The following is a 22521-nucleotide window of genomic DNA, read 5'->3' on the forward strand; positions in this document are numbered from 1 at the left end:
ATCAGGCCGTTTGCAGCGCCACTTCGTAATGCGCGGTCGTTTTTTCCGCGATTTCGTCTTCGGTCACGCCGGGGGCCAGTTCGATCAGGCGGAACGGCGATGTTTTGTCCGCCCGGTGAAAGACGCCGAGATTGGTGATGATCATGCTCACCACGCCCGCACCTGTCAGCGGCAGCGTGCATTCGGGAATGAATTTCGGGCTGCCGTCCTTGGCATTGTGATCCATGACGACGATGATTTTTTTCACCCCTGCGACCAGATCCATTGCTCCGCCCATCCCCTTGATCATTTTCCCAGGGATCATCCAGTTCGCAATGTCGCCATTCTCCGCGACTTCCATCGCGCCCAGAACGGTCAGGTCGATGTGGCCCCCTCGGATCATCGAGAAACTGGTGGCGCTGTCGAAATACGCGCTGTGCGGCAATTCGCTGATTGTCTGCTTTCCGGCATTGATAAGGTCGGGATCGACTTCATCATCGTAGGGAAACGGACCTATGCCCAGCATTCCGTTTTCGCTTTGCAAGGTGACGAGCATACCTTCGGGGATGTGGTTCGCGACCAGCGTGGGGATGCCGATGCCGAGATTGACGTAATAGCCGTCCTCCAGCTCCTGTGCTGCGCGTGCTGCCATCTGGTCGCGGGTCCAGCCGGTTGTTTCTTGCGTCATTGGGGAAGCTCTTCTTCGGTGATGTCGGGGGCAGGGGCGGGAAAGTCCGGTTCCGGCTCTTGGGCCTTGGTTTTATCCAACAGGAACCATCCGTTGTTGAAGAGGGGCTCAAGCTCAAGCGCGGCGTCGGGGTTGTTTAGAAAATCGTACAATTCATCGAAGTCGCTTCGATCATCGCCGGCAATGGCCAGCAGGCAGGTTTCGAGCGCCAGCTGTTTGCGCCGCGTCTGTTTGCGGTCGCCGGGATAACGCAGCAACAGCAATTGATCCTGACCTTGCGGATCGAGTCCGCTTCGCGACAGGGCGTCGCGGATACCATCCGCACTGCCAGCGGAACTGGCCGAAATCCATGCAACCTCCACCCCTTCTGCGCGCAGCACTTTCAGGCTAAGCGCAAGTTCTTGAGAGGCGAGGCCCAGCGTATCGGGATCAAACGGCGCATCCCCTGTATCCAGATCGATCAAGATAGAAGCGGGGCGAATTTCGCTAACCGTGCATTCCTGCCGCTTACCATCAAGAGCTGCCGGATTATCAAGAACAGCGGTGGCCAGCGCGCTATCGCTTTCGGCGGCCAGAAACGCCTGCTGTCCTGCATACCGGACGAAATCGACGAGTGCAGGCGAGCTTGCGAAGGCCAGATCGCCTGACGGGGCCGGCACGGCCATCAGCGAACCCTGCCCGGTTCCCGACAAGGCTGTATCGCCCGCAGACATTTCAATTTCGGCGGACATATTCGCGGCGGCTTCTGCGCTGACCGGTTCTGGAGGCGCCGGCGCCTCGACCGTCACTTGTGCATCGCGGCCATCGGTCGTTGTCCGAGCCAATGCGCCGCCCGCGACCAGCGGGATCGCCGCTGCAACGCAGCCCGACAGGCTGAGGCCCGCCGCGGCGAGCGCAAGAGGTTTGAAGATCCCGCCAGGTATCACGCGGCGACACGCTCCCGTGTCGTGCGGAATTCAATTTTCTTGTCGTACGGAGCGCCCATGACCATCCGATTCACGAACACTCCGGGGAGGTGGATTTCGTCCGGGTTCAGACCGCCTGCCGGGACGATCTCTTCTACTTCGGCGACGCAGACTTTCCCGCAAGTTGCGGCTGGCTGGTTGAAATTGCGGGCGGTCTTGCGAAAAACGAGGTTGCCGGTTTCATCCGCCTTCCACGCTTTCACGATGGAAAGGTCGGCGAAGATGCCTTCTTCCATGATGTACGTCGACATTACGCCGTCGGGGTCACGGAATTCCTTGTGCTCCTTGCCCTCGGCAACCTGTGTGCCGACGCCTGTCTTTGTATAAAAGCCGGGGATGCCCGCGCCGCCTGCGCGCATCCGTTCGGCAAGGGTGCCTTGCGGGCAAAACTCGACTTCCAATTCACCGGCCAGAAACTGGCGTTCGAATTCCTTGTTTTCACCGACATAGGACGAGATCATCTTTTTGACCTGCCGCGTTCGAAGCAATTTGCCGATGCCCTCATTGTCGATACCGGCATTGTTGCTCGCAAAGGTAAGCCCGCTGGCGCCGTTATCGCGGATCGCGTCCAGCAGCCTTTCCGGGATACCGCAAAGACCGAAACCGCCCGCTGCGATGAGCATCCCGTCTTTTAGAATGTCATCGAGTGCACTTGCTGCAGAGGGGAAAAGCTTGCTCATATATACCTACCTGATCGGGCTTGTGGCCGGGGGCAAAGGCTGATGGGCTGTAAACCGCTATCTGCCTGTCCGCTTGAGGCGCGTAATTAATGGGTCTCGCGGCGTGTGTCACCCATCTTGCCGCGCAAGTCGGTTTTGCAGGCCGGCTTTGTGCTGCGCCGCACAATAGAGAAATGGCAGAAATGCCTGCGAAATGACCAAATGATCAAAAAATAGACAGCCAATGTGCGTTTTTCAGCACCAATTGCTTCAAAATCGTGTCACCATTGCGCTTTATGCACCAAAGAATGCGCCTTTCGCACTTGCGAAGAGCGGCTCACCTGCTCATACATGACCGTGCCTTTCAGGCATCCTCTCCCAAACTTTTCAAGCCCGGCCTTTGTGCCGGGCTTTTTTCTTATCGGCTTCATTCGCAGTTTTTCGGATCGCATTCTGGCGCACCTCGTTTGTAAATGAAACGCGCGCCGCCTAGCTACGTGGTGCCGCTAGACTCAGAACGAATTGCCGAGAGGATTTGCCAATGGCTGACGCCGATGCCGCCACACCCGCCAAGACCGTCCGACTACAGGTTGCGGCCGCCCGGCAGGAAGAATCGGGGCAGGGGATCGCCCGGATGCCGCGTTCGGCGTTTCAGGAACTCGGAATTACCGAAGGCGACGTGGTCGAGATCATCGGCAAGCGCGCCACCGCTGCAATCGCCATGGCGACCTACGCCGAAGATGAAACTCTCGATGTGGTGCGCCTCGACGGTCTGCAACGCGGCAATGCCGAAGCTGGTTCGGGAGAGCATGTGGAGATCAAGGTGGCCGAAACACGCCCTGCCACCCGCGTCGTCTTCGCACCGGCCCAGCGGGAGATGCGTTTGCAGGGGCCAACACAGGCGTTGAAACGCAACTTCTTTCGCAAGCCACTGGTTGCCGGCGATCTGGTCGCGACGACCGGCCAGCAGCCCGTGCAGAACATGCCGCCTGACGTGCGTCAATTGCTGCGCGCGCCTGCATATGCGCTGACCCAGATCAGGCTGTCTGTCGCCTCCACCAGCCCCAAGGGTATCGTCCATATCGACGAGAATACCGAGGTGGAGCTGCGCACCGAATTCGAAGAACCACGCGATGCCCGTGCGGCAGTCAATTACGACGATGTCGGCGGGATGGAGGAGACAATCCGCCAGCTGCGCGAAATGGTTGAGCTGCCGCTGCGCTATCCCGAATTGTTCACCCGCCTTGGCGTTGATCCGCCCAAGGGTGTGTTGCTGCACGGCCCGCCCGGCACCGGCAAAACTCGCCTTGCGCAAGCGGTCGCGAATGAAAGCGACGCGGAGTTTTTCACCATCAACGGTCCCGAAATCATGGGATCGGGTTACGGCGAAAGCGAAAAACGCCTGCGTGAAGTTTTTGAAGAAGCCACCCGCGCTGCGCCCGCAATTGTCTTCATCGATGAAATCGATTCCATCGCGCCCAAACGCACGCAGGTGCCGGGAGAGGCTGAGAAACGCCTCGTCGCGCAATTGCTGACATTGATGGACGGACTTGAGGCGCGCGCAAATCTTGTCGTGATTGCGGCCACCAACCGGCCTGACGCCATTGATGAGGCGCTGCGCCGTCCGGGCCGTTTCGACCGCGAGATCGTTATCGGGGTGCCTGATCAGAGCGGCCGGCGGGAAATCCTAGCGATTCACACGCGCGGAATGCCGCTGGAAAGCGCGGTGAAACTGGATGAGCTGGCTAAGGTCACGCACGGTTTCGTCGGCGCTGATATCGCCGCACTTGCCCGTGAAGCCGCCATCGATGCGGTTCGGCGGATCATGCCGCGGCTCGATCTCGACGAGCGCACAATCCCGCAGGACGTGCTCGAAGATCTGTGCGTCACCCGCGAGGATTTCTTCTCTGCGCTTAAACGTATCCAGCCATCGGCCATGCGCGAAGTTATGGTGCAGGTCCCCAATGTCACGTGGGACGATATTGGCGGTGTCGCGGACGCAATCGACAAGCTGAAAGAGGGGGTCGAACTCCCGCTCAAGACACCCGAAGCGTTTCGCCGTCTCGGGATTCGGCCCGCCAAGGGGTTCCTACTGTATGGCCCTCCGGGAACCGGAAAGACGTTGCTCGCAAAGGCCACCGCCAAGGAGGCGGAAGCGAATTTCATCTCGATGAAAAGCTCCGACCTGCTGTCGAAATGGTATGGCGAAAGTGAGCAGCAGATCGCCCGCCTGTTCGCGCGTGCCCGCGCTGTCGCGCCCTGTATAATCTTTATCGACGAGATCGACAGCCTCGTGCCTGCACGCGGGTCTGGACAGGGAGAGCCGCAGGTCACGGGCCGCGTGGTCAACACAATCCTTGCCGAAATGGACGGGCTTGAAGAACTGCAATCGGTCGTCGTCATGGGGGCGACCAACCGCCCGACTTTGGTAGACCCTGCGCTTTTGAGGCCGGGGCGTTTCGATGAGCTGGTTTACGTCGGCACACCCGATGTCGAAGGGCGTGAGCATATCCTCAAAATCCACACATCGGCCATGCCGTTGGCGGATGATGTCGATCTGGCTGCGGTCGCCGCCAAGACCGACCGGTTTACCGGTGCGGACCTCGAAGATGTCGTACGGCGCGCCGGACTTGGCGCGCTGCGCCGCGTCGGTGATGAAGTTAGCGAGGTTGCAGCGGAAGACTTTGCCAGCGCGCTGGAAGATTCGCGAGCGACCGTGACCGCCAAAATGGAAGCCGAATATCGCAAGATGCGCGGCGAGCTAAAAAAGCGCGCGGCAGAGGCCAATCCAATTGGGTTTTTTGCGCCCGATACGCTGGAACCCGTTCGCGCGAAAAAACACGACTCATAAAATGGTTCGGGCGGTCCGGCGCGATGCCGGGCCGCCTGCCTTTAAGGCGAGGCGGCTTCGCCTGCTTTTTCATGTCCGCCGGGCACTTCGAGCCGGTGGCGGATCAGCGCATCCGGCATGTTTTCCCGTAACCAATCGACCATATGCTCACGCGTTTCGCAGCGAAGAGCCCACAATTCGCCAATTGTCTTTGCGCTCATCGACAGGCGCAATTCGATGCTTTCGGGGTAGGCCTCGGTCAGCAGTGCGCCGATATTGCGCCCGTCAAACAGCTCGTGATCTCGCACGAAACGTTCAAATTCCTCCCGGATCGGTGCCACCGTCGTAGCAGGATCGAGGTGCAGAAACACCGGTCCGGTCAACCGCTCACTCAGGCGTGACCAGTTTTCGAAACTGTCATCGAGAAACCGTGAGGTTGGCACAATGATGACCCGCTCGTCCCAAGTCCTGACCGTCACAAAACTCATGTGAATTTCCTCTACGCGCCCTGCATCGCCATCCACTTTCACAAGGTCGCCAATGCGCATCGGTTCGGTCAGGGCCACCTGCAACCCTGCGATCAGCGATTTGAGGGCAGGCTGGGCGGCCGCGCCAATGGCGAGCGCGGCCAGACCCGCAGACGCCAGCATCGTGGTCCCGATGGCTTGCACCTCGGGGATCGAAAATAGCATCAAACCGATGGTGATCAGGATGATCGCAAAAGTTGCAATGCGTGAGAAAACGGCGATCCGGGTCCGTCTGCTGCGGATTGAAACCGGATCGGAGTGCATCTCCATCCGCGCTTCCATTGCGGCGGTCAGCCCGCGCACCACATTGTATGCGATCCAGCCAAGCAGAGCGGGGCGAAGGAATTGGGCGAACGGCTCCCACAGCAAGCCTAGCGACTCATCTAATTGTGCCGCCATTGTGACCCCGATGGCGATGAATGACCATTTTATCGGGCCGCGCACACGGTCGATGATGTGATCGTCGACATCGTTTTCGGACATGTGAGTAAACCGGTTCACAACTGCGAACACGAGCCGGTATGTAGTGTAGGACAATACGACAGCTATCAGGACGACGAGCGCCGATACCGCCGCATCATATACGAGCAGGTTCCAGTCTATGTCCCAACCGGTCGGATCAAAATCATCAAACATGGTTGCGCCCCTATGGGTATCGCTGCGTCAATACAACCTAATGCGCGGCATCCCATGACATGCCAGTCCCGATATCAATCGCAAGCGGCACGTCCAGTTCGACCGCGGGAAGCGCAGCCTCCGCCATCACACGCTCGATAATCGGCGCCGCTTTTTTTGCGTCACCTTCAGGCAATTCAAACACGAGTTCGTCGTGCACCTGCAGCAACATGCGTACATCGGGCAGCCCGGCCTCGCGCAGTGCAGGTTTCATGCGCACCATTGCGCGCTTGATAATATCGGCACTGGTGCCCTGGATCGGCGCATTGATTGCCGCGCGTTCCGAGCCCTGCCTTTCGGCCTGGTTCTTTGATTTGATGCGCGGAAACCAGGTTTTTCGGCCGAACAGCGTTTCGGAATACCCCCGCTCCCGCACAGTCTCCAGCGTCTCCATGATGTAACGCTGAATGCCGGGGAAGCGTTTGAAGTAGGTGTCGATCATGTCCTGCGCTTCATCCGGCTCGACCTCCAGTCGTCCGGCCAAACCCCATCGCGATATGCCGTAAAGGATCGCAAAATTGATGGTTTTTGCGCGGGCGCGGGTATCGCGGTCGACTTCGCCGAACATTTCCCGCGCGGTGCGCGAGTGGATGTCCTCATTGTTCGCGAATGCCTCTTTCAAGGTGTCCACCCCGGCCATGTGCGCCGCAAGGCGTAGCTCGATCTGCGAATAGTCAGCCGCGAGCAGGATGTTGCCCGTCTCCGGCACAAATGCCTCCCTGATCTGGCGGCCTATCGCCGTGCGAATCGGGATATTTTGCAGGTTGGGATCGGTCGAAGAAAGCCGGCCTGTCTGCGCGCCGACCAGCGAATAGCTTGTATGTACGCGCCCCGTATCAGGATTGATCGCCTCTTGCAGAGCGTCCGTATAGGTTGATTTCAGTTTTGAAAGCTGGCGCCATTCCAGCACTTTATTGGCGATTGGCGCGCCCTCACCGGCCAGCCTTTCCAGCACGCTTTGATCCGTAGAATACTGCCCACTCTTACCTTTCTTACCGCCTTTATAGCCCAGCTTGTCGAACAATATCTCGCCAAGCTGTTTGGGGCTGCCAACCGAAAATTCCTGATCGGCATCGGCGTGAATTTCCTTTTCGAGCCGGCCGATCTCTTTGGCAAACTCCTCTGAAAGCTTGGCAAGCTGTGCGCGGTCTACCTTGATGCCTTCGCGCTCCATTGCGGCGACTACAGGTATCAGGGGACGATCTACACGCTCATAAACGCGGGTGCCGCCTTCTTCGGCGAGGCGTGGTTTCAGGTGCCGAAACAATCGCCATGTGACGTCGGCGTCTTCCGCCGCATATTCGGTCGCACGGTCCAACGGCACCTGGCCGAACGGGATCGCTTTCTTGCCTGTTCCGCACACGTCTTTGAAAGCGAGCGGTTTGTGATCAAGATGGCGCTGTGAAAGCTCGTCCATCCCGTGACCGCCGCCAATCCCGTCCTGCCCGCGTCCCGCATCAAGCGCGAAACTGGCGACCATTGTGTCTTCGATCAGCGAGACTTCGGTGTCGTAACGCGCCAGCACGTTGAGATCGTATTTGCCGTTTTGGAACACCTTCACGACGCTGGGATCGGTCAGCATCGGACGCAAGATTTCGAGCGCCTTGGCCCGGTCCACTTGCTCTGGCCGTTCATCGAACATGTCAGCGCCGCCATGATCAAACGGAATGTAACAGGCATCGTTTGGCCCCAGGGCCAGGCTCATCCCGACGAGGTCCGCGCGCATCGCGTCGAGCGAAGAGGTTTCGGTATCAACCGCGACAAGGCGCGCCTTGACCGACCTGTCAGCCCATTTTTGCAGTTCGTCCAACGATTGCACGGTCACATAGGCAGACCGATCAACTCCAGGCATTTCCGGCAGCGGCTGGCGATTTCCTTCGGCATCTCCGGCATCACCCGCCTTATCTGCGGCAGCGGGATGGAGGTTGTTGGTGCGCTCGGGACTTCCTGACCCGGTGCCGAGCCGTCTTAGCAGCGACGTGAACCCGTGCTTTTCGAGAAACGCTGTGAGCGGCTCTTCCGGGATTTTCTCAATCCGCATTTCATCCAGAGCCTGCGGCAGGTCGCAATCCTCTTTCAGCGTCACAAGGATGCGGCTGAGTTCGGCATCGCCGCGCCCGTCCAGCAGGCGCTCTTTCAGCTTGGACTTTTTCATATCAGGGGCCGAATCGAGCGCGGCGGTCAGCGATCCGTGCTCCGATATCAGCTTGCTCGCGGTTTTCGGCCCGACGCCGTAAATGCCTGGAATATTATCGACGCTGTCGCCCATCAATGCGAGCACATCGCCCACCAGTTCAGGCGCGACGCCAAATTTCTCTTCTACTTCTGGCACATAAATTCGCGCGCTCTTCATCGTGTCGAGCATGTCGATCCGCGCGCCATCAACCTCGCCGATCAACTGCATGAGATCCTTGTCCGACGACACGATTGTCACGTTCCAACCTTCGCGTTGGGCCGCGCGGGCATAGGATGCGATCAGATCGTCCGCCTCCAGCCCCTGCTCTTCGATACAAGGAAGGCTGAACGCGCGGGTCGCATCCCTGATCAGAGGAAATTGCGGGCGCAGGTCATCGGGCGGTTCGGGCCGATTGGCCTTGTATTCCGGGTAAATCTCATTGCGGAAACTCTTCGAATCCTTGTCCAGGATGACAGCAAGATGAGTGGGGCCATCGGCGGCATCCAGATCGTCCGCCAGCTTCCACAGCATGGTCGTGTAGCCATAGACCGCGCCAACCGGTGTGCCTTCGGGATCGGTGAGGGGCGGAAGGCGGTGATACGCCCTGAAAATATACGATGATCCATCGACGAGATAGAGGTGCTGTTGCTGCTTGGACATGGGGCGGTGCTAGCACCCGCCGCAGCCTTGCGTAAGCCAGTTTGACATGTATCGCACAGCGCACACGGCCCGCCTCAAATATGGCGGCAAAGCGGCTGGAATAGGGCAGGACTGCCTCAATTCGCTTGCAATGCCACAATGTTGCCACTATTTGGAAGCGCAGGCCGGGGTCAGAAACCGGCTTGAGCAGGGCAGAAATTTAGCTGCGTTGCTTCATTCACGAGTTGAATAAGGATTTAATATTATGCGTAAGATCGTTCTCGCAACCGCAGTTGCAGTTTCCGCTCTCGGCCTCGCTGCATGCGGCGAAACCGCTGATTCGGCTGGCGAAATGGGTGACGCGATGGCTGCAGACGCCGAAGCAAACGCTGAAGCAGTTGAAGCTGCTGCCGGCGAAGCTGCTGCTGAAGTCGACAGCGCTGCCGACGAAGCTGGCATGGCTGCTGAAGAAGCTGCTGTCGACGCAGAAGCCGCCATCGAAGGCGAAACCGAAATGGAAGCTGCTGAAGACTAAGTCTCAGACGTTTTCGCCCTTTCGCATGGCGGAAGGCGCTTAAAACAAGAAAGGCGGTGCCTTACGGCGCCGCCTTTTTTGCTTCTATTCAAAGTGTGGAAAGCTCAGCCGCCTGTGCGCGGGGCGCTGGTCCAGGTTTGCTGCCGCTGGCGTGCGCGCGCTCTTGCATCGAACCCGTCGTAAAGCGCGCGGGCAATCGAGGCGATCTTTGCTTCGCGGGCGCGCCGTGCGCCCTGACCCGTGACATAGATTGCAACCGCGATTGCGCGGCCATCGGGGTATTCGATGATGCCAATATCGCTCGAGGTGTTGTTAAGTGAGCCGGTTTTGTGACTGACACGCGCTTCATCAGGCATATAGGCGACGATACGCCGTTTGCCTGTCACTGTGCGGCTCATCGCGCCCAGCAGCACCCGCCGGCTTTCAGCCGACAGGAAATCGCCGCGATAAAGGCCCTGTAAAAGGCGGACCATCGCTGCTGGTGTCGCGGCATCGCGTTCGTCGATCCAGGTGGCCGGGTCATACTCGCCGTCGTCGCGCACCAGTGTCGCAATATCCCGGTCGATGCTGAACTCAGTGATTCCCTGACGTTTCATCCAGTCATTGACCTTCGCTGGTCCGCCGACCGCTTTCAGCAAGGCATCGGTCGCGGGATTGCTGGACCGGGTGATCATGATTTCGATCAAGTCGATTGCCGGCATATATTTCCCGTTGCGCACCGGCGCGGCGAGCGAGGAATACTTTGCGGAGCGGACCGGGATCAGCAGCGGAAATTCGGACGTGAGCGAATATTTGTTTTGCTCGACCATTTCCAGATATGTGGCAGCAACGGCGATTTTGCTGGTGGATGCCATCGGGAACATCTGATCCCCCAGAACAGTCAGCATTTCACCTGTTTCAAGGTCAACTGCGGCGACGCCGATGCGCCCCTTGTCGCCATTGGCCAGCTCGGCGATCCGCTGTTCGAAAGCGGTTTCGTAAATCGCCTCGAATGTCTGCGGATTGCGGATATCGGTGCCAAACGCACCATCGAAAGTGGCCTGAAGATCGCCTCTCTGGGCGGTTTCGGCATGGGCGGCCGAGGGGGCCGTCAACAGGGCCAGACCGGCCGCCAAAGCTGCGGTTATGGAGAAACGTTTCACTGATTTCATGGGTCTACGATACTCACATCATGGTTTCGGCAAACTTAATGACAGGCTCTACGCGGCGGCGATTCGTCGCGGCAACCCTTCATTTGGGCGCTAACGCTGAAAAGAGGCAGAAGAGCGACCGAGTGCCCACAAAGTACGAAAGTGCCGATTTTCACGCTATTGAAGACCGTTGATTGCGCGCCGCGCCTTTCAATGTGGCTTGACGCGCAATTGGCCTTGACTGGGAGGTCGGGCAACGCTGTTTATGCGAGGACTTTTCGACAACAGGACACTTCATGACCAACAAAAGCCACGCCGTTCGCGGATTCCGCGTCATTCTCTCTGCCATGCTGCTGGGCACCTCCAGCCTGGCATTTGCGCAGAGCGCCCCGATCTTGCAGCCGGGTGCCCCGGGACAATCGAGCAAAACGCTTAGCGCCGACGAAGCCGTCCAGTTGGCCAGTTCGAAATACACCCCTGCCGATGTCAAATTCATGCAGGACATGATCGTCCACCATCAGCAGGCCGTTGCAATGTCAGAGCTGGTTGGTGACCGGACGAACAATGAAGATATCGTGGCAATATCCGGCCGCATCCTCGCCAGCCAGGCTGATGAGATCGAGTTCATGAAAGAATGGCTCGCCGCCCGCGGTGAACCGATGATGGCAGCAATGCATGGCGCAGGGCATGACCACGACGCGCACATGCAGATGGCCGGTATGGCAACCGCCGACCAGCTTGCATCTCTGGCAGCGGCTCAGGGCACCGAATTCGACCGCCAGTTCCTGACCTTGATGATTGCCCATCACGAAGGCGCAATCGACATGGTCGACAATCTGCTGCGTCAGCCGGGCAGCGCGTCTGATCCGATCCTGTTCCGCTTTATCGGTGATGTCGAAAGTGACCAGAATGCCGAGCTGGACCGGATGGACGGTGCGCTGGCCAGCCTGTCAACCGATCCGCGTGCAATGCTGGCTTCGGGTTTCGAAGATGCCGGTGAGGCAATCATGAACCTGCGCAAAGTCGCAAGCCTGCGTAAACCGGCCGGCTTTTTCGATCCGGCCAACCCTGCGGACCTGCGCGCCGTGGTTCCTCCGCGTGAAAGCGAAGACGAAGTAAGCGAAGCCGAAGTCGAAGCAATCATCGAGGAGGCACAGCTTGCCGATGGCAATATGGTTGCCGTCGAAACCGGCGATGCGGATGACGAGACCGTGGCTGCGGCAGACCCAGAGGCCGCAGACCCTGAACGCGAGGAAGAGGACAGCCTGACGCAGTTCGCAGAGCGCAGCCCGCTGCTGGACTTTGCAAACACCGACATGGCGTTCTTTGACGACATCATGGTTGCTGGCAATTATCACGGTTTCAACATCTACCGCCTTGGCGCGGACGGCACGCCGAACTTGATGAGCTCGGTTGTCTGTCCCGGAGGACAAGGCGACGTCTCCGTCGTTGGCGACATCCTTATCATGAGCGTGGAGCAGACGCGCGGGCGTGTCGATTGCGGCCTGCAGGGGGTCGAGGGCGATGTCAGCGAAGAGCGTTTTCGCGGTCTGCGTGTGTTCGACATCTCTGACCTGAGCGCAGTTCGCCAGGTGGGCCAGGTGCAGACCTGCCGCGGCAGTCACACCCACTCGGTCGTGAGCGCCGATGACGAAAAGATCATCGTCTACAATTCAGGCACGTCGCGTGTTCGCGATCAGGAAGAGCTGGCGCGCTGCATCGAAAATCCCAGCAATTCGCGCACCGCATTGTTCAGCATCGACGTAATCGAAATCCCGGTCGCAAATCCTGCCGCTTCTCGCATCATCAGCAGCCCGCGCGTATTCGCCGACAATGAAACGGGCGAAATTGCGGGCCTTTGGCTCGGCGGCGATAGCGGAGAGGGCACTCAGCGCACCGCTCAGACTAACCAGTGCCACGACATCACGGTCTTCCCCAGCCTGAACCTTGCCGCCGGCGCATGTTCGGGCAACGGCATCCTGATGGATATCTCCGACCCGATGAACCCTGTTCGGATCGATGCGGTGTTCGATAAAGGCTTTGCCTACTGGCACTCGGCCACATTCAACAATGACGGCACGAAAGTGATCTTCACCGACGAGTGGGGCGGCGGCGGGCGTCCGCGTTGCCGTGCCTCTGATCCTATGACCTGGGGTGCGAATGCAATTTACGACATCAAGGATGGCAAGCTGGAATTCCAGAGCCATTACAAGATGCCCGGACCGCAGGGTGAAAAGGAAAACTGCGTCGCGCACAACGGCTCGATCATTCCGGTTCCGGGCCGCGACCTGTTCGTCCAGTCGTGGTATCAGGGCGGCATCAGCGTGATGGATTTCACCGACAGCGCAAACCCGAAAGAGATCGCGTTCTTCGATCGCGGGCCGATCAATGACGAACAGCTGGTCGTTGGCGGTTACTGGTCGTCATACTGGTACAATGGCCGGATCTACGGAACTGAGATCACCCGCGGGATCGACGTGTTCGCGCTTGAGCCGAGCGAGTATCTGACCGAAGCGGAAATCGCAGCGGCCGAGGCGGCATCGTACGCCAACACCCGCTTTAATCCCCAGACCCAGACGCAGGTCACATGGGATGACGCCACAATCGAAGCTGCCGTAGCAAGTCGCAAAGGCGGCTAACGCGGTTGCCACTGGCGTAAGAAAAGGGCGGGATGGCATTGACCATCCCGCCCTTTTTCGTTGCCGTATCGGCGCTTGCTTCAGGTTTCCTTGACGCTGGCGATCCAGTTATCGACCTGCTTTTCAAGGATGGAGAGAGGGACAGCACCGCCGCCCAGCACCGTGTCGTGGAAACCGCGAATGTCGAAGTCTTCGCCAAGCTCTCGCTCGGCCTTCGCGCGCAGCTCCTGAATGCGGATCATGCCAATCTTGTACGATGTCGCCTGTCCGGGCAGCACGAAATAACGCTGCACCTCGCTGCGGGCGACCGTTTCGGGATTGGGCGAATTTTCAAGGCAGTACGCAACCGCTTCGTCCTCGGTCCAGCCTTTGGCATGGATGCCGGTATCTACCACGAGCCGGATGGCACGCCACATTTCGCTTTGTAGGCGGCCAAAATCGGAATAGGGGTCTTCGTATCCGCCCATCTCCTTTGCCAAGGCTTCGGAATAGAGCGCCCAGCCTTCGCCATAGGCAGAAATGAATCCGCCTTGCGAACGGAATTTGGGCACGCCTTCCAGCTCCTGAGCGATTGATACCTGCATGTGGTGACCCGGATTGCCTTCGTGATAGGCAATCGCCTCCAATGGCGGGATTGGCATCGCGCTCATGTCGGAAAGATGCGCGTAATAGATGCCGGGACGCGATCCGTCAGGGGTGCCCGCGCGGTAATGCTGCGCAGCGCCATCCTGTTCGCGGAAAGCCTCGACCCGGCGCACTTCCAGAGGAGCCTTGGGAAGGGTACCGAAAAACTCTGGCAGGCGCTCCGTCAGCTCATTGATGTGCATGGTCGCGCGGTCGATGTAATCCTGCGCGCCCGCTTCGTCCTGAGAGAAGAAGAATTGCGGATCTTCACGGGTGAAGACGAAAAACTCCTGCAATGTCCCGTCAAACTCGACGGTGTCCATGATGGCTTCCATCTCGGTCCGGATGCGGGCTACTTCCGACAGGCCAAGCTCGTGAATCTCATCAGCGGTGAGATCCGTCGTGGTCATCTGGTTGAGATTGTAGGCGTAAAATTCCTCGCCGCCTGGCAGCGTGGTGACGCCGCGCGCGACTTCATCGGTGTTCGCGCGGTCCTTCGTGTACCATTCATTGACCCGCTGATACGCGGGAGCCATCTGTTCCACGAGCGCGGTGCGAGCCTCTTCGCGCAGTTCGCCGGCGCGATCTTCGGTGATCGTTCCGTCTTCGACCAGTTTGGCAAGATGCCCCTGGACGCCAGTCCAAAGCGCGGATGGTTCACCGTCATCAAACGGCGCGCCGGTTGTCAGTTTAACCGTTTCTGCAATGACCGCATCGTATGAAAAACGCGGCGGACGAACGCCGGCCTCGGCATTGTTTTGCGCGCGTTCGAGCAATTGATCCATCGCCGTGCCCATCGCGCCAAGCCTGGCGATGAAGGCGGTCATATCGCTTTCATCTTCGACGGTGTGCTGGCTCAACAAGAAACTTGGCAGCGACGTGTGCGCGCCGCTCATCTGATGGAGGATGTATGCCTGATCGGTGAACTTGGCGCCGGCTTCCATTTGGTCGAGGCGATATTGCCAAACGTCCCACGATAGTTTTGCGTCTGGCGAAAGCTCATCGTAATCGAAATTTGCTTCCATTTCGGCGGTGGCAGCGCGCATCCATTCGAGCTGCTCCATCTGCGCCTCAAGACTGAGATCGTCGATCTTGTCGTAATCCGTCTTACGGCCAAGGGCAGTTTGCTGGATCGGACTGAAGGCGAGGAATTCCTCGAACTTTTCGTCAAACCACGTGTTGATGCATTCTGTCTGTGTCGCTGTGCATTCGACGGTTGCAGTGGGCGCGCCCATCACTGCCTCGCATCCCGTAAGCGTAACCGATGCGAGCAGAATTGCTGCGAATTTCGTCTTCAATGTGAGTCCCCTTCAATAATACGATCCTGCCGCGATCATGCGATACGCAGGGACAAATGGGAAGGTGTCAATCGGCGAACAAAAAACCCCGAGGGACGAATGTCCCCCGGGGTTGTTTTGGTATCAGCCAGATTGGCCGGATGGCGTGTGGGCTTAGAAGCCCATGCCGCCGCCCATGCCGCCCATGCCGCCCATATCGGGCATGCCTGAACCGCTGCTCTTGTCTTCCGGAGCGTCGGTGATCGCCGCTTCGGTGGTGATGAGCAGGCCGGCAACCGAAGCTGCATCCTGCAGCGCGGTGCGGACAACCTTGGTCGGGTCGATCACGCCAGCTTCCACCAGGTTTTCATAGGTGTCGGTCGCAGCGTTGAAACCCTGCGTTTCGTCGCCTTCACGCAGCAGGTTGCCAGAGACAACCGCGCCGTCGTGACCGGCGTTTTCAGCGATCTGACGGACCGGCGCCAGGATCGCGCGGCGGACGATGTCCATACCGCGGGTCTGGTCGTCGTTCTCGCCCTTCAGCCCTTCGAGCACTTTCGAAGCGTAAAGCAGCGCAGTGCCGCCGCCCGGGACGATGCCTTCTTCGACAGCGGCGCGGGTTGCGTGGAGCGCGTCATCGACGCGGTCTTTGCGTTCTTTCACTTCAACTTCCGAAGCGCCGCCAACCTTGATCACGGCAACGCCGCCAGCCAGCTTTGCGAGACGCTCTTGCAGCTTCTCACGGTCATAATCGCTGGTGGTCGCTTCCATCTGAGCCTTGATCTCACCGACGCGGGCTTTGATGTCATCCTGCGAACCAGCACCGTCGACGATGGTCGTGTTGTCCTTGTCGATGGTGACGCGCTTGGCTTCGCCGAGCATGCCGAGCGTGACATTCTCAAGCTTGATGCCGAGATCTTCGCTGACCATTTCGCCCTTGGTAAGGATCGAGATGTCCTGCAGCATCGCCTTGCGACGATCGCCAAAGCCCGGTGCCTTGACCGCAGCAACCTTGAGGCCGCCGCGCAGCTTGTTTACGACGAGGGTCGCAAGTGCTTCGCCTTCGATGTCTTCAGCGATGATGAGGAGCGGCCGGCCGCTCTGCATTGCCGCTTCGAGAACGGGCAGCATCGACTGGAGGTTCGACAGCTTCTTTTCGTGGATCAGGATGTACGGGTTGTCGAGTTCGACAGTCATCTTGTCCGGATTGGTGATGAAGTACGGCGACAGGTAACCGCGGTCGAACTGCATGCCTTCGACAACGTCGAGCTCGAATTCAAGGCCCTTCGCTTCTTCGACGGTGATCACGCCTTCTTTGCCAACTTTTTCCATGGCTTCAGCGATCTTTTCGCCGACTTCACGGTCGCCATTGGCAGAGATAACGCCGACTTGCGATACTTCCGACGATCCAGCGACTTCTTTCGAACGGCCTTTGAGGTTTTCGACGACTTTGGTCACCGCAGCATCGATGCCGCGCTTCAGATCCATCGGGTTCATACCAGCTGCAACAGCGGTCATGCCTTCACGGATGATGGCCTGACCCAGTACGGTTGCGGTTGTGGTGCCGTCACCAGCGAGGTCGTTGGTCTTGGACGCAACTTCCTTGAGCATCTGCGCGCCCATGTTTTCAAACTTATCGCTAAGCTCGATTTCCTTGGCGACGGTAACGCCGTCCTTGGTGATGCGTGGTGCGCCAAAGCTTTTGTCGATGACAACGTTGCGGCCTTTCGGGCCGAGCGTCACTTTAACAGCGTTTGCGAGCGTATCGACGCCCTTAAGGATGCCTTCACGGGCATCGCGGCCGAACTTTACGTCCTTAGCAGCCATGATTGTTTCTCCTGAAATTCTTGGTTAATTGGAACAGCGTGCGGGTCAATCGGCTCAGCCGATGATTCCCATGATGTCGCTTTCCTTCATGATCAGCAGGTCTTCACCGTCGATCTTGACTTCGGTGCCGGACCATTTGCCGAAAAGGACGCGATCGCCGGCTTTCACGTCGAGAGCAATCCGGTCGCCGTCGTCGTCACGGGCGCCTTCGCCAACTGCGACGATTTCGCCTTCGCTCGGCTTTTCCTGGGCTGAATCTGGGATGATGATACCGCCAGCAGTTTTCTGGTCGGCTTCGATGCGGCGGACGACTACGCGGTCGTGCAGCGGACGAAATGCCATAATTTGATGACCTTTCAATTGAGTTGATGTGTCGATTGGCACTCTCCTCTTAAGAGTGCCAGCGACTTGCATATGTGAATGCGCGTTGACGGAGTCAACAGGTGCCCATGTGAAAAATTTGCGCTTTTTTCCTCGCCCGCGGATGGCGGTCGAAATGCGATCAGGCCGGGCGCAGCGTCAGGTTCAACCGCTCGCGCAAAATCCAGCGCCACGTCATGAAGACTGCTGCGCAGGAAAGGCCCGTTGCAAGGCCGATCCAGACACCGATCCCTTGAAGCGGCGTGAAAAACCCTAGGCCGATTGAAAAGCCAATACCCGGGACCCAATAGCTAAAAATCGCGATCCACATCGGCACCCGTGTGTCCTGCAATCCGCGCAGAGCACCCGCTGCGACGGCCTGAATACCGTCAACGATCTGGAATGCCGCGGCGAGCATGAGGTATTGCAGGGCAAAAGCCACCAGCGCGGCGTTCTTTGCAGCATAGGGATCGACATAGATTGATAAGAGCGCGTGCGGTGCGAGCAGCATTGCGCTGGCCGTCAAAGTCATGAATCCGGTGCCAAGGGCGAGAGCGACCCACCCGGCGCGGCGGATACCTTCGCGGTCGCGTGCGCCATAGAAATAACCGACCCGGATCGTCACCGCCTGGCCAACGCCGAATGGCACCTGAAACGCGAGAGCCGCCAATTGCAAGGCGACGGTATGGCCCGCCAGTTCAGCGGCTCCGAACCGGCCCATCATGAATGCCGCTGCGCCGAAAATGCCTGCCTCGGCTGTGACCGTCAGGGCAATCGGCGTGCCGATGCGGATGATCAGCCAGAACCGTTGCCAGTCGGGCCGCCAGAAACGATAAAAGATATTGTACCGCGCCAGCGCCGGGTCAGCAAAGATCGCCAGAATGTAAATGACGAGCGTGAAGATCGCGGTGATGATGGTTGCCACTGCCGCCCCGGTCAGCCCCATTTCAGGCGCCCCGAGATTGCCGAAAATAAACGCGTAATTGGCAAGGGCATTCACAAAGATTCCCAGCCCGGTGATTGCAGTCGCAAAAATCGGCCGCCCAAGAGCTGACACGTAATTGCGCAGGACACCCGCCAGCAGCATCGGGATCATCGAAAAAATGATAACGGCGTTGTATTCAGCAGCTAAGCCGATGATGGTTTCCTGCTGACCTGTCACGCGCATCAACGGCTCCAGCAGCAGGCAAATGCCCATCCCGATAATGCCTGCGATGACTGCCAGCCACAAAGCCATCCGGGTGGCCCTTCGCACCGGGCGAAAGGAAGGCGAACGCGATCCGATCGCCTCTGCGATAAGCGGTGCGACCGCTCCCGTAAGTGCAGTCATCGCCCACAGGACAAGGCCGAACAGCGAAACGGCCAGCGCCGATGCGGCCAGTTCTTCATCGCCGAGGCGGGCGATAAAGATGACGTCCACCGCGTAGGTGAGCATTTGCAGAAGATTGGCAAGTGCGAGGGGCGCGGCGAGCAATGTCGTCGCGCGCAATTCCTGCCGCCAACTGGGCGTTTCAAGGTCTGCAATCTTGGCCATTCAGCCGGTGCGACTACGCCTGCGCTTAACTCTCGGAAAGCGGAAACTGGATGCCGCCGACTAAACCCATGAGAAGTGATGCGTATGGGACGCGTGTACCAGCGCCAGAAAAATGTCCGTATTACGGGGTCAGGTGACCCCAGAACATCGTGATACCACCTGCCGCAATGGCGAGGCCGACGGGTACTTTTGCAAATTGCTGGTCTTTCGGGAGCGTACCTTCTGCCCGTTTTCGCCTACGCCGCCAGCGCGCGATTACTATCCAGAAAAACGAAATGACACCCATGCAAAGCGCGACCAGTCCCAGCAGCGAGAAACCCTGGGCGAGAGGAAAGCTCGCTGCGAGCGCGGCATATGTTTTTGCATCGCCGCCCCCGATCCAACCGATTGCAAACAATCCGAAACCCACGGCAAGTGCGATGCCCGAATGAAGCAGGTTCAAGCCTGCACCTTCCATGGTCGAGCCGAGCAGTGCTCCGCCAATCCCGACAAGGAATAAGATCAGTGCCAGCCAATTGGGCAGCAGCCGTTTGCTCACATCAAGCCAGGCCGCGACCAGCAGCAATGCCGTCGCGATAATCGGCGCAGTCATTTCCATCAGCAGACCCTGCTGTTTCGATCAGTCATTTCGGCTGGTTTCCGATCAAACGTGTCAATCAGCGCCGATCTGGATCTTGACCGGATTGCCGGCCTGGCCTGCCTTAAGAGGCTTTGCGGAAATCGCCGATGCGCTGCGATCCAGCGCGAACCGGACCGTTTTGGGCTGGGCGCTGGCCGTCTTCGGTGGAGCGGCCTCGGCATCTTCAACGATCGCGGCATCATTCTTGGCAGGGGGTGCAGGCTCCGCCTTGCGCCGCGATGCGACTTCGATGGAGGATGCCGCTGACTGGGTTGATTGCGCGCTCCGGATCAGGATTTCCCCGCTTGAAGTCCTGCGGACCGATGCACGGCGGGGCTGGCCGATGGTGATCGCGCCGCGGCGGCCTGTATCTTTCACCGCAGCAGGAAGCAGCCCGTCGCCAATCGCTGCCGCCTTGGCATCGGCCAAGGCTTGCAAGGTGTCGGTCTGGACCTTGGCGCGGGCGCGCCGTGAATTGCCAATGTCGGAATTGTAGAGGCGGGCAAGGTTGCGCGTGTAGCGTTCATCTTGCGGACGGAGCATTAGAGCTGCATTGAAAAACCGCTCGGCCAGGTCTTCCCGGCCAAGCATCGCGTAGGCAACGCCCATGCCATTGAAAGCCTCAGGCGCGTGCTCTGCATCCAGTGCTGCGCGTTCGAAATGATGGATTGCTGTGCCGGGAGATTGCATCCGAAGCGCCTGACGGCCCCGATCAATACGTAGCGTATCCGATGCCATCGCGGCTTCGTCGTTCGATTTTTTCGGGCCAAAGCCCAGATCGGACCAAAGGCTTTGACAGCTGCTCAGGCTGACAGCGGCAAGGCCGCACATCAGGAACCGTATCGAGGTCTTCATAGTCATCCTCCTCCAGCCAGTCCGGGGAGAACATCCCGGATGGTAAGTACAATTGCAGGTAACGCCAGCACGCCGATCATCGTTGGCAGCATGCAAACCACCAGCGGAATGGAAATCAGAACGGGAAGCCGGTGCGCTTTTTCTTCGGCCCGAAGCTTGCGCGCTTCGCGCATCTCGGCGGAATATACGCGCAAGGTCGTGGCGATGCTGGTTCCCAGCTTGTCCGACTGGATCATCAGTGTGGTAAACGACCGCACTTCATCGATGCCCGCATTATAAGCCAGTTTGCGCATGGCATCATCGCGTGAGGCACCGGCCCGCATGAGCAGTACTGTTTCCGAAAACAAAGCGGCGATCTGCGGATGGGTGGTCGCACTTTCGCGGCTGACCCGGTCAAGAGCGGCCTCCAGTCCAAGGCCAGCTTCGACGCACACCAGCATCAGGTCGAGGCTGTCGGGGAACGCGTTCAAAATGGCCCGCTGTCTGCCGCGCGCTTTCAGGCGGACAAACAGCAGCGGCAAGTAAATGCCGAGGAGCGCAAGGGTCGCGCAGACCAGATACAAAACGAGAAGAGACGGCGGTTCGCTTGCGATCAGAAACGCATAGGCAAGATACAATCCTGGCAGGACGAAGATCATGCAAATCCGCGCCAGTGTATAAATTCTGACCGAATGCGAGGCGTCGTAACCTGCAGCGCGCATCAGTTCCTGCAGTTCGGAATTGCGCGTGTCATCCAGGTTTAACCCGCCTGATTCAATCCGTTCGACAATTCTGGACCACGCCGTCTCTTTTGTACGGTTGGTCAATACCGCGCTCCGGCCAAGTACATCGGTGTCCTTGATCGTTTTTAGTCCCCGGTGGACCGCGATCCGGTTGGAGACATAATTGACGAGGAAGACAGCCACGACCGTCACCGCAGCGAAAACCGCGATCAGGATGACGAGACGGTAAATCCAGTTCGATACAATAAGGTCAATCATATCAAACCTTCAGATCGATCATGCGGCGGATGATATAGACGCCAAGCGCGTAGACGCACAGCAGCCCGATGCTCCCCACCCGGAAAATATTATCGTCCATCACGTCGATATAATAGCTGGGCGAAGTGACGAAGATCATCACGAAGGCAAAGATCGGCAGGACGGTCGGCATCCAGCCGGTCATGCGGCCCTCCGATGAAAGCGCCCGGACTTTCATGAACATGTTTGCCCGGTCCCGGATGACTTTGGAGATGTTTTCGAGGATTTCGGCAAGGTTGCCGCCGGTCTGCCCCTGAAGCGAAAGCGAGACCACGAACATGCGCATGTCATCGATGTCCCAGCGTTCCGCCATGGATTGCAGGCTGTCGATAAGGTCCGCGCCGTACGCGACCTCATCCGAAACCAGGCCAAATTCGCTGCCGATCGGATCTTCCATTTCTGTGGTGAGCAAGTCGATGGCCGATGCAACAGGGTGCCCGGTCTTGAGTGCGCGCACAAATATGCCGAGAGCGATCGGGAATTGCTGCTCCATCTTTTTGCGCCGCGTTTGGGCCATGCGCTGAATGATGAGAACGGGCAGCACCCCGCCGATTGCGATCGCGAAAATCATGGCAAGTTGTATCGCGCCAAATGTGATCGCAATGCCGCCAACCAGCATCGCAATCAGCACCAGGAAGAATGCAGCGACAATCGCGATTGCGATACCGATGATCACGGTTCTGAAAGTCGCCTGGATGCCCGAGGCGAATATTAGGCGCTGCAAACTCAGCAGAGGGCTGCGTAGAAAGTCTGGCACACCGGTCATATCTGTGGGCCGCTGTTTGATAAGCTCGCCCACTACTTTCTCGCGCTCCACGCCGCGGCCGATCAGATCCATGCGCTGATTGACGGCTTTTGACCGGGAGCGGCGCTTTGCAAGCTCGTCCAGGCCCAGGCTCAGGATCAGAAACAGCGCGGCAAAGACTGTAAGCAGAATTAGAATGCGGATGATGTCCGGGCTCAT

General features: G+C 58.7%; 17 protein-coding genes. 3 read left to right on the top strand and 14 right to left on the bottom strand.

Annotated features, from left to right (window positions below):
* Window position 1: 1 nt before the first annotated feature.
* From ACGHU1_RS02860 to ACGHU1_RS02870, 3 genes are read right to left on the bottom strand one after another with little or no spacing between them, the layout of a single operon-like run.
* A complete protein-coding gene (locus ACGHU1_RS02860) occupies window positions 2-667 on the bottom strand; it encodes a CoA transferase subunit B (RefSeq protein WP_390583230.1) in 666 nt (221 codons plus the stop codon).
* Window positions 664-1593 carry a hypothetical protein gene (locus ACGHU1_RS02865; protein WP_390583232.1) on the bottom strand — a complete coding sequence of 310 codons (930 nt, stop codon included), beginning with the start codon at window positions 1591-1593 and terminating at the stop codon, window positions 664-666. Before ACGHU1_RS02865 ends, ACGHU1_RS02860 begins: the two co-directional genes overlap by 4 nt.
* Window positions 1590-2312, bottom strand: coding sequence for a CoA transferase subunit A (locus tag ACGHU1_RS02870; RefSeq protein ID WP_390583235.1), 723 nt, complete (start codon window positions 2310-2312; stop codon window positions 1590-1592). Before ACGHU1_RS02870 ends, ACGHU1_RS02865 begins: the two co-directional genes overlap by 4 nt.
* A gap of 520 nt (window positions 2313-2832) precedes the next feature.
* Between ACGHU1_RS02870 and ACGHU1_RS02875 the strand changes: the two genes are divergently transcribed.
* Complete coding sequence (locus ACGHU1_RS02875; protein ID WP_390583237.1) at window positions 2833-5142, top strand: CDC48 family AAA ATPase; 2310 nt, start codon at window positions 2833-2835, stop codon at window positions 5140-5142.
* 41 nt (window positions 5143-5183) lie between these two features.
* Here ACGHU1_RS02875 and ACGHU1_RS02880 read toward each other — a convergent pair whose 3' ends face one another.
* Window positions 5184-6284: a mechanosensitive ion channel family protein gene (locus ACGHU1_RS02880; RefSeq protein WP_390583240.1), complete on the bottom strand. Its 1101-nt coding sequence runs from the start codon at window positions 6282-6284 to the stop codon at window positions 5184-5186.
* 37 nt (window positions 6285-6321) lie between these two features.
* Window positions 6322-9159, bottom strand: coding sequence for a DNA polymerase I (gene polA, locus ACGHU1_RS02885; RefSeq protein WP_390583243.1), 2838 nt, complete (start codon window positions 9157-9159; stop codon window positions 6322-6324).
* 244 nt (window positions 9160-9403) lie between these two features.
* On the opposite strand from polA, the gene ACGHU1_RS02890 reads away from it, so the two are divergent.
* Entirely contained in the window at window positions 9404-9673 is a 270-nt protein-coding gene (locus ACGHU1_RS02890) for a hypothetical protein (protein WP_390583246.1), read from the top strand.
* Between the two features lie 104 nt (window positions 9674-9777).
* Here the strand turns inward: ACGHU1_RS02890 and ACGHU1_RS02895 are convergent, their stop codons facing one another.
* Complete coding sequence (locus ACGHU1_RS02895) at window positions 9778-10824, bottom strand: serine hydrolase (RefSeq protein ID WP_390583248.1); 1047 nt, start codon at window positions 10822-10824, stop codon at window positions 9778-9780.
* Between the two features lie 275 nt (window positions 10825-11099).
* Here ACGHU1_RS02895 and ACGHU1_RS02900 point away from each other — a divergent pair, with 275 nt between their 5' ends.
* Window positions 11100-13442 carry a DUF305 domain-containing protein gene (locus ACGHU1_RS02900; RefSeq protein WP_390583250.1) on the top strand — a complete coding sequence of 781 codons (2343 nt, stop codon included), beginning with the start codon at window positions 11100-11102 and terminating at the stop codon, window positions 13440-13442.
* 80 nt (window positions 13443-13522) lie between these two features.
* Here ACGHU1_RS02900 and ACGHU1_RS02905 read toward each other — a convergent pair whose 3' ends face one another.
* The 8 genes from ACGHU1_RS02905 to ACGHU1_RS02940 form a co-directional block, all read right to left on the bottom strand.
* Complete coding sequence (locus ACGHU1_RS02905) at window positions 13523-15364, bottom strand: DUF885 domain-containing protein (protein WP_390583253.1); 1842 nt, start codon at window positions 15362-15364, stop codon at window positions 13523-13525.
* 153 nt (window positions 15365-15517) lie between these two features.
* Window positions 15518-17170, bottom strand: a complete 1653-nt coding sequence (gene groL / locus ACGHU1_RS02910; RefSeq protein ID WP_390583256.1) for a chaperonin GroEL — start codon at window positions 17168-17170, stop codon at window positions 15518-15520.
* Window positions 17171-17224: 54 nt separating this feature from the next.
* Window positions 17225-17512, bottom strand: a complete 288-nt coding sequence (gene groES / locus ACGHU1_RS02915) for a co-chaperone GroES (RefSeq protein ID WP_390583911.1) — start codon at window positions 17510-17512, stop codon at window positions 17225-17227.
* A gap of 160 nt (window positions 17513-17672) precedes the next feature.
* Window positions 17673-19064, bottom strand: a complete 1392-nt coding sequence (locus ACGHU1_RS02920; RefSeq protein WP_390583260.1) for an MATE family efflux transporter — start codon at window positions 19062-19064, stop codon at window positions 17673-17675.
* 121 nt (window positions 19065-19185) lie between these two features.
* Window positions 19186-19662 carry a prepilin peptidase gene (locus ACGHU1_RS02925; protein ID WP_390583263.1) on the bottom strand — a complete coding sequence of 159 codons (477 nt, stop codon included), beginning with the start codon at window positions 19660-19662 and terminating at the stop codon, window positions 19186-19188.
* Window positions 19663-19716: 54 nt separating this feature from the next.
* Window positions 19717-20538 carry a hypothetical protein gene (locus ACGHU1_RS02930; protein WP_390583265.1) on the bottom strand — a complete coding sequence of 274 codons (822 nt, stop codon included), beginning with the start codon at window positions 20536-20538 and terminating at the stop codon, window positions 19717-19719.
* 2 nt (window positions 20539-20540) lie between these two features.
* Entirely contained in the window at window positions 20541-21518 is a 978-nt protein-coding gene (locus ACGHU1_RS02935; RefSeq protein WP_390583267.1) for a type II secretion system F family protein, read from the bottom strand.
* A 1-nt stretch (window position 21519) separates the two neighbouring features.
* Window positions 21520-22521 (bottom strand): type II secretion system F family protein, encoded by a 1002-nt coding sequence (locus ACGHU1_RS02940; RefSeq protein ID WP_390583270.1) that lies wholly within the window; start codon window positions 22519-22521, stop codon window positions 21520-21522.

Origin of the sequence: Erythrobacter sp. MTPC3 (genome assembly GCF_042854385.1) — a bacterium.
Taxonomy (GTDB): Bacteria; Pseudomonadota; Alphaproteobacteria; order Sphingomonadales; family Sphingomonadaceae; genus Erythrobacter.